The 8,309-nt window shown below is 42.1% G+C and carries 5 protein-coding genes; all 5 read left to right on the top strand.

The annotated features are described in order from the left end of the window. The first annotated feature begins 450 nt into the window (after positions 1–450). The 5 genes from HII16_RS09940 to HII16_RS09920 all read left to right on the top strand — a co-directional run bounded on the left by HII16_RS09940 (position 451) and on the right by HII16_RS09920 (position 8,218). Positions 451–1,584 carry an NAD(P)/FAD-dependent oxidoreductase gene (locus tag HII16_RS09940; RefSeq protein ID WP_169129744.1) on the top strand — a complete coding sequence of 378 codons (1,134 nt, stop codon included), beginning with the start codon at positions 451–453 and terminating at the stop codon, positions 1,582–1,584. 141 nt (positions 1,585–1,725) lie between these two features. Then, positions 1,726–3,627, top strand: coding sequence for a DUF3604 domain-containing protein (locus HII16_RS09935; protein ID WP_169129742.1), 1,902 nt, complete (start codon positions 1,726–1,728; stop codon positions 3,625–3,627). Positions 3,628–3,685: 58 nt separating this feature from the next. Then, positions 3,686–4,516, top strand: coding sequence for a peptidylprolyl isomerase (locus HII16_RS09930; protein WP_169129740.1), 831 nt, complete (start codon positions 3,686–3,688; stop codon positions 4,514–4,516). Then, a complete protein-coding gene (locus HII16_RS09925; RefSeq protein WP_169129738.1) occupies positions 4,516–5,502 on the top strand; it encodes a HupE/UreJ family protein in 987 nt (328 codons plus the stop codon). The genes HII16_RS09930 and HII16_RS09925 overlap by 1 nt, the downstream gene beginning before the upstream one ends. A 616-nt stretch (positions 5,503–6,118) precedes the next feature. Further along, positions 6,119–8,218 carry a winged helix-turn-helix domain-containing protein gene (locus HII16_RS09920; protein WP_169129736.1) on the top strand — a complete coding sequence of 700 codons (2,100 nt, stop codon included), beginning with the start codon at positions 6,119–6,121 and terminating at the stop codon, positions 8,216–8,218. The last annotated feature ends 91 nt before the right edge of the window (positions 8,219–8,309 follow it).

Raw genomic sequence — 8,309 nt, 5'->3', positions numbered from 1 at the left:
CCCAGCGCCACGCTAATTCGAATCTAGTCACACCCACCATTCTCATTCAACTAAGAATGAGAATACTTCAATCAGCCTTGAGCTGATTTTTTTGTGCCTTATTTTTGGAATACTAAGACGTTTTAAATTAGCTAGACAGCCAAAGAAAAAACACTACCTACTCTCGATCACTCCAGCGCCACGCTAGTTCGAATCTAGTCACACCCACCATTCTCATTAAACTAAGAATGATAATACATCAATCAGCCTTGAGCTGATTTTTTTGTGCGTATTCTTGGGTGGCTCGAACAACATTCCCCCCTAATAAAGCCATCGATTAATATCTCAGCAATCCAAACATATTTTTAATTCGTACTCGTTAATACTGTTCTGTTTTCGTCTGCTATTACCTTTTTAAACCGCAAAAAAGCGTCTAAAGTGAAAGTAGAGGAACAAAAAAAAGAAGCCCGTATGAGTGATAAACTTCCCACTGTTGTAGTTGGTGCCGGTGTTATAGGCATTGCCATAGCCCGCGAGTTGGCCATGGCAGGCAAACAGGTAATTATTTTAGAGCAAACGGAAAGTTTTGGCACTCAAGTATCCAGTCGCAATTCAGGTGTAATTCACGCCGGGCTTTATTATTCGACCAACAGTCTAAAAGCACAACTATGCGTTAGAGGTAAGCAGTTATTATATGACTACTGCCAACAACGCCACATCCAGCATAAACGTATTGGCAAATTAGTGGTTGCCACGAATCAACAAGACATGGTTAAACTCGATAGATTAACCAGTCAAGGTATGGTCAATGGCGTGAGCGATCTAAACATCATTCGCTCTGAGCAGATCAAAGAGCTCGAACCTAACATCAGCGCCATCGCCGCTTTGCATTCTCCGTCGACCGGCATTATCGATGTGCATGATTTATTGGTTAATTTGTTGTCTGATGTTGAACGTCACGATGGCATTATTGCCTACCATAGTCGAGTCGATAGCGTAGAAAAAACCAAGCAAGGTTTTCTCATGCACATTTCAGTGAAAGATGAGTTATCTGATACCTATGAGGATTACCCATTAGAATGCCAACAACTGGTCAATGCGGCAGGTCTAGGGGCGCAATCGTTAGCTCGAACAATAACCGACTTCCCACAAGCCTTGATCCCCAATCAATTTTTAGCCAAAGGTAACTATTTTGCCTTAGAAGGTAAATCTCCTTTCAATCACCTTATCTATCCACTGCCTAACAGCGCAGGTTTAGGCGCTCACTCATTAGTCGACTTTCAAGGACGAGTACGGTTTGGACCTGATGTTGAATGGGTAGACCATATAAACTACGACGTCAGTGAAGAAAGGAAAGCGATGTTTATCGACCAGATTCAGCGCTACTATCCAGCCCTTGACCCCAGTAAATTACACTCTGACTTTGCTGGTATTCGTCCGAAAATTGTTGGCCCCGATACCGGCACCACCGATTTTATGATCCAATCCAAGACTGAGCATGGCTTTGCTGGACTGGTTAATTTATTTGGCATAGAAAGCCCTGGGCTCACCTCATCTTTAGCCATCGCTGAATATTGTAAAAATCTATTATTATCAGCTAATTAAATGCATTTGTTAGTTAGCAAAGTTAGCAAACTCGTTCTATTATTAATTTATTCAACAAGCGTTGTAATCTAAAGCCGTGTTTACATCAAAATTAAATACTCAATTGTCGAACAAAAATAATCGATAACAAGGGAGTCAAACATGACCTTTAACTACTCGTTATTGGCTGCGTCGCTGTTTTTATGTCTATCACAAAGTGTGCAGGCCGCTAACAAAGATGAAAACGCCAAGTCGTTCTCTCCTCCTGCCAATTCAGATATGCCACGCAATGTGTACTGGGGTGATTCCCATTTGCATACGGGTTTATCGCTCGATGCCGGTTTATTCGGTAATACCGTGGGATTAGACGAAGCATACCGCTTAGCCAAAGGCGAGGAAATTACCTCATCTACAGGCTTACCGGTAAAACTCGCGCGACCTTTAGATTGGTTGATTGTTACTGACCACACCGATTTGATGGGTATTGCCACCGATATAAAATCCGGTACCGATAACATCCTTGCGGATCCAAAGGGCAAAGAGTGGCACGAAGGCTTTAAAAAAGGTGGCCGCGAAGCAGGTAAAGCGGCGTTCGATTTGATCACTAACTTTGCTCAAATGACCTTACCTGAACAAATCCTTGAAGATTACAGCCCTGGCTCTGAAGTATTTGATGGTGTATGGAAAGATATCGTTGAAGCCGCCGACAGACACAACGAACCGGGTCTATTCACAGCGTTTATAGGTTTTGAGTGGACATCAGTGCCTAAAGGTTTCAATTTGCACCGCAATGTCATTATTAGAGACAATGCCGACAAAGCATTGCAAGTGGTTCCTGCGGTGACGCAAAAACCCAAAGGTAGCACCGACCCTAAATCATTATACAAGTGGCTCGAAGACTACCAAAACACCACAGGCGGTAAAGCATTCGCTTTCGCCCACAACGGTAACCTATCAAATGGTTGGATGTTTCCAACAGAGAAAACCTATCATGGCGGCGAAGTTGATATGGAATACGTCAGCGCTCGAGCTAAATGGGAACCACATTATGAAATAACCCAAATTAAAGGTGACGGTGAGACTCACCCTTATTTGTCACCAGATGACGAATTTGCTGATTATGAAACCTGGGATGTCGGTAATTTAGATATTACTGAGTTGAAAAAACCAGAAATGTTAAAAGGCGAATATGGCAGAGAAGCCTTAAAACAAGGCTTGTTGTTAGAGAAAAAATTTGGTGTTAATCCATACAAGTTTGGTATTGGTGGTGCAACGGACAGCCACACATCATTAGCAACCGCTGACGAAGATAACTTTTTCAGCAAATCGGTTAGCGTAGAGCCAAGCAAAGAGCGTATTAACCACCCATTTATTGAATCAAAATTAGGTGCCATTGAAGGCTACATGATTACCGCTTCAGGTTATACCGGAGTATGGGCATCAGATAACACCCGAGAAGCCATATACGATGCCATTGAGCGAAAAGAAACCTACGCTACAACCGGTCCTCGTATGACAGTAAGATTTTTCGGTGGTTGGCAATATGCACAAGACGATGCCTATGCCAGTAATGTTGCTGAAATAGGCTATGCCAAAGGTGTGCCTATGGGCGGCGATTTACTCGGTGCTGCTGGTAAAGCACCAAACTTCATCATCTCCGCATTAAAAGATCCGATGAGCGGCAACCTTGACCGTATACAGGTCATTAAAGGTTGGGTAGACAAAGACGGTAAAGCACATGAACGCATCTTTGATGTTGCCGTATCAGATGGTCGCAAGATTGACAGCAATGGTCGTTGTAAAACGCCGGTAGGTAATACCGTTGATGCCGACACCGCGACTTACAGCAACAGCATTGGTGATACCCAATTGGCAACAGTGTGGACAGATCCTGATTTTGATGCCTCAGAATCGGCGTTTTATTATGTCCGTGTTCTGGAAATCCCAACACCGCGTTGGGTGCTATATGACAAAGTTCGCCTGGGCGCTGAAATCCCTGATGAGTCAGAAGTATTTACCCAAGAGCGTGCGTACACATCACCTATTTGGTATTCACCAAAATAATAACAAAATAACACCATGACCAGCTTAAAATCTGGTCATGGTGATACGTGGTAGCTATATGTTAAAAAGAATAATTCGCGATCCCCTGCTCCATTTCCTCCTTCTTTCAGCAACAATACTGCTGGTTTATCAGTGGCGTAATCAGCAACAAAACGATGACTACATGATTGTGGTAAGCGAAGGCCGTGTCCAACAACTTAAAAATGACATTGTTGATCGCAAGCAACGCCAACCTGTCGCACAAGAACTCGATATCGCCATTCAAAGCTATGCGCTGAACGAAATATACCTTAAAGAAGCGCGAGAACTTGGTTTGAATAAAGGCGATAGAGTCATTGACCGTCGATTAAGACAAAAGATGGAGTACTTGCTCGAAGAAATGGCGTTAGTGCAATCACCGTCAGAGCAAGAATTAAAAGCATATTATCAGGAGCATAGTGACCGATATCTCGCAGAAGAAACCTACAGTTTTAGCCAAGTCTATATCTCCATAGATCGCAGCGAGCAAGAGCTTAATAACGCATTAAAACAACAGCAACAACGAATTGCCCAAGGACTGTTGCCGCAAGGTGATGCAAGTATGCTAACCAAGCAATTTGAACAACGCTCTAGTGCTCAAATACAACGCCAATTTGGTGCACAATTTAGCGATAAGCTAAAACAGCTGCCACTCAACACGTGGAGTCAGGCGATAGATTCTGGCTACGGTAAGCATTTTGTTATGGTTCGTGAACACACACCGGCGGCGCCGCGCGACTATGAAACAGTAAAAGAAACTGTCTTGTACGATTGGCAATATGATATGGCACAAAGCTTCAAACAAGCCTACGAAAGTGAATTGCTCGAGCGATATCAAATCAATATTGAGAAACCACAGGGCGATTCATAATGCTGCGTTATCTAATAGCAAGTTTGTGTTTATTGGCAAGCTTTGTCAGTGTTGCTGATGATTTTCGCCCTGCATCATTGACCATACAAGCCATTGACCAATCTCAATATGAAGTACTTTGGAAAGTGCCTATTAAAAATAACAAGGCGCCAGCGTTTGCGATAATCTTCGATGATCAAACAATACAAAAGTCACCGATTCGTACTCGCAGTCTCGGCTCTGCGTACATCCAGTCTTGGAAAATTAGCAGAGCGCATGGCATTGGCGGATTAACCCTAACCATTGAAGGATTAAAAGGCTCTAGCTACGAGGCTATCTTGCGCATCATCACCCCTGACGGTAACTTATTGTCGACGGTATTGAACACCGAAAATGATCAGTATGCCGTGCCGACAACCTTGACCATGGCCAAATTCGATGTGTTTAGCAATTACACCATACTTGGCTTTGAACACATATTAATTGGTTTGGATCATTTGCTGTTTGTATTAGCTCTGATTTTGTTGGTTGTAGGTTGGAAGAAACTTATTTGGACCATTACCTTCTTCACTCTAGCTCACAGTATTACCCTCGCCTCGGTGACTCTTAATTGGTTTACCTTACCTGGTCCGCCAGTTGAGGCGATCATCGCCCTGTCTATCGTCTTTCTTGCCAGAGAATTAATTTATGTTTATCGCGGCAATGACAGCATTACCGCGCGCTACCCATGGATCGTTGCATTCACCTTTGGTTTATTACACGGCATGGGCTTTGCGGGTGCTCTGGGGGATATCGGTTTACCACAAAATGAAGTCTTACTGGCGCTATTGTCCTTTAATATTGGCGTAGAGCTTGGTCAATTGACCTTCGTATGTGCGATGCTGGTGGTCATTACGGCAGCTAAAAAATGGTTGTCGTTATTGCCCAAATGGAGTCAGCAAGTACCTGCGTATGGCATTGGTACTCTGGCGAGTTTTTGGTTAATTGAACGGTTAATGCTATTTTAACCCGGGCTTAATTAGATTGGACACAAAAAAAAGGCCAGCCCAAAGGCCGGCACTCAAAGTTTACTCTCCCCTAAGAGTTCTTTGCTAATTGCCAATAAATGGCAATTACAGCTTGTGGCAACGATATAGTTAATAGAGCTGTGCACAGGCTTACACTGGTTTAGCTAAAGCAGTGCGCTGTGTATCGTGTTCAGTGTTCTATATGTTGGGATTTACGATCTATAACCGACAACTGACATACCTAACTCAACTCTAACAATGCAGGGCGTTTTCAATCATCCCCGAAATCAATACTGCTATCCATTTCTGCAGCTTTTAATAGATGCCGCGGTGTCAACAAGACGTTCAATTCAAATTATGCGGCGAATAGTAAGGATTTTGTTAAGTTTTCGCTAATGAATAACATACATATGCATTATGTAAAAAAGGCATAGGTTTGTAACAACAATGACTTAATCGAACATTGTTGCTCAATTGATAAGATATATTTGTGAAAAATTTGAATAAAGTTGTTAACTTAGGCGAAAATAATTGAATAAATTTGTCATTTTGGGCACTATACATATCCTAAATTTTTGAACATAGGTCTAATTATTCTGCGTAAGGGTTTACAAACATGATTGAGCTTGAGAATAAGCAATACAAACTTGGTCATTTTACCGTGGATTGCCAGTCTAATGCGATCTCCTACGACGGTGAAACCGTTGTCCTACCGGTCAAGGTATTTCAGTTACTTAAACTATTTATATCGGAGCCATCACATCAAGTTGATGTCGATAAAGCGATAGAACGCATATGGCAAGGGAATGTTGGTGTTGGTAAGCGAGGCTTTACCAATGCAATGTGGCATCTAAGAAAGTCTTTTTCTGATCTAGATAATGGCCAATTAGAAGTTTTTCGTACCATACGTAAAGTGGGTTACGTATTGCTTATAGAGCCAGAATCGGAAAGTGTAAAACATACTCCTGTACAAGCCGCACCAATACTAAAAGTCAATAATAATCAGGCGATTAATACTCCTAAATTTCTGTTGATAGGTATTTGCATTGCGCTATTACTACCGATTACATTGATCATTCACTACCTCACTAAAGGTGAATCAAAAACGCAACTATCGCAATTAGAAACACCGAAAGAAATCACCATCTTTCAAGGTATCGAAAATCACCCTGCGATAGACAGTAAAGGCGAAAAACTGGCATTTAGCTGGCGCCAATTTAATCGCCCAGGACAAATTTATATTAAAAATCTCGCCGATCGAGATACGCCTATCCGCTTGCTGTCGAACTCAAACAACGATCAGATAGCACCGGCATGGTCACCTGACAATGAGCGTATCGCGTTTATTGAGAAAACCGCGAATAACGGCTGTCAAATTGTCATTCAAGACTTAGCGTCGATGCGCCCCGACATCATCACAGATGACTGTGTTTATTCTGGCAATCGCAGTAACCTTGACTGGAGTAAAGACGGTCGTTATCTGCTATTTGGCAAAGTGATGGCTGAAGCACAAGCACTGTTTCGTTTCGATCTGCAAAGCAAACACATGCAACAAATGAGTTTCCCTGAAAACTCAGAAAAAGATGTACTTGCGCGTTTCGCAAAAAATAGTGACGAAATTGTGTTTATTCGACAAGGCTACCAGCAGGCACAAATCATTCATGTGGCCATGAATACGCCTGAGCGAATCGTTGTCGATAATAAAGATTCTATTATTGGCCTTACATGGGACGCAAAAGGCGAACGTATTTATACCAACATTCTTGAGAAAGGCAGTTATCACTTATATAAACTGAACGTCGATAGTCTAGAACATACGGTGTTAAAGCAAATACAGTCGCCTGCTAATTTGAGCTTTGATAGTAAGAATAACCGTCTGTTCTATGCCCAGTACAATACTAAGGAACACATCAGTCAGCGTACAATCAGCGATGGTCAAGAAATTAACCGTGTATCGTCGTCTTATCGAGATATGTACGGTTCATACTCGGTAGCCAGTTCCGACATCATTTTTATGTCAAATCGCGATAAGAACTGGGACGTTTGGCGAAGATCAGGTAATAAGTCAATGAACTTGACCAAAGGTCTCGGCACCACATTACAGCCTAAGATATCACCATCTGGTGACCGATTTATCGCGACGATAAAGCCAAAGCATGAAAGTATCTATTCGCTATATATAGGCGATGTTGAAGGTAAGACCCTCAACCCTATTGTGCTACCTGGTATGGAGCCAACAGCCCTTACCTGGGGACAGACAGATAATGACATTTATTTTGCCAATGTTACTGGTAATAGCCCAGGAATTTATCATTTGCAACTTAGTACAGGCACCTTAACCAAAGTCAGTGACCAACAAGTTAAGAGCCTGTTTTTTGAAAATCAATCCTTGTACGTCAGTAAAGAAACTGCTGTTGGTGTTTGGAAAATTGATCTAAAAAGCCAAACAGAAAGCCAAGTAAATGATACCTTGGCGCAAGCTGATTATGGCAGCTATTTCATCTTGGATGACAATTTGTATTATCTAAAGCGAGATAACGAATACGACTACGTGATAAGGCAAAATCAAGATGCGACGGAGTCGATTATTAATCGCTTCCCACGGGGCAGCGTGCGTAAATACTTTGGCTTATCGCCAGCAGATGAGCACAGTTACTTATTAACCTTAAATAATATTCCTGATGCGGATATTAATATGATCCAATTTAGCGGCTAACAATCTATAGCCGCTCAGTTATTTCCGGTCATTATATATAAGCTATTGATAACGCCCATAATGTAACATTTTGACGATAACGCTTGCTGCT

Origin of the sequence: Thalassotalea sp. Y01, assembly GCF_012932945.1 — a bacterium.
Taxonomy (GTDB): domain Bacteria; phylum Pseudomonadota; class Gammaproteobacteria; order Enterobacterales; family Alteromonadaceae; genus Thalassotalea_A.
Note: the sequence above shows the minus strand (reverse complement) of the source record. Positions and strands in the feature narration are given on the sequence as shown.

Excerpts from the sequence above, each read along its gene's own strand:
- HII16_RS09940 (WP_169129744.1), top strand. The coding sequence starts at position 451 with ATGAGTGATAAACTTCCCACTGTTGTAGTTGGTGCCGGTGTTATAGGC.
- HII16_RS09935 (WP_169129742.1), top strand. The coding sequence starts at position 1,726 with ATGACCTTTAACTACTCGTTATTGGCTGCGTCGCTGTTTTTATGTCTA.
- HII16_RS09930 (WP_169129740.1), top strand. The coding sequence starts at position 3,686 with ATGTTAAAAAGAATAATTCGCGATCCCCTGCTCCATTTCCTCCTTCTT.
- HII16_RS09925 (WP_169129738.1), top strand. The coding sequence starts at position 4,516 with ATGCTGCGTTATCTAATAGCAAGTTTGTGTTTATTGGCAAGCTTTGTC.
- HII16_RS09920 (WP_169129736.1), top strand. The coding sequence starts at position 6,119 with ATGATTGAGCTTGAGAATAAGCAATACAAACTTGGTCATTTTACCGTG.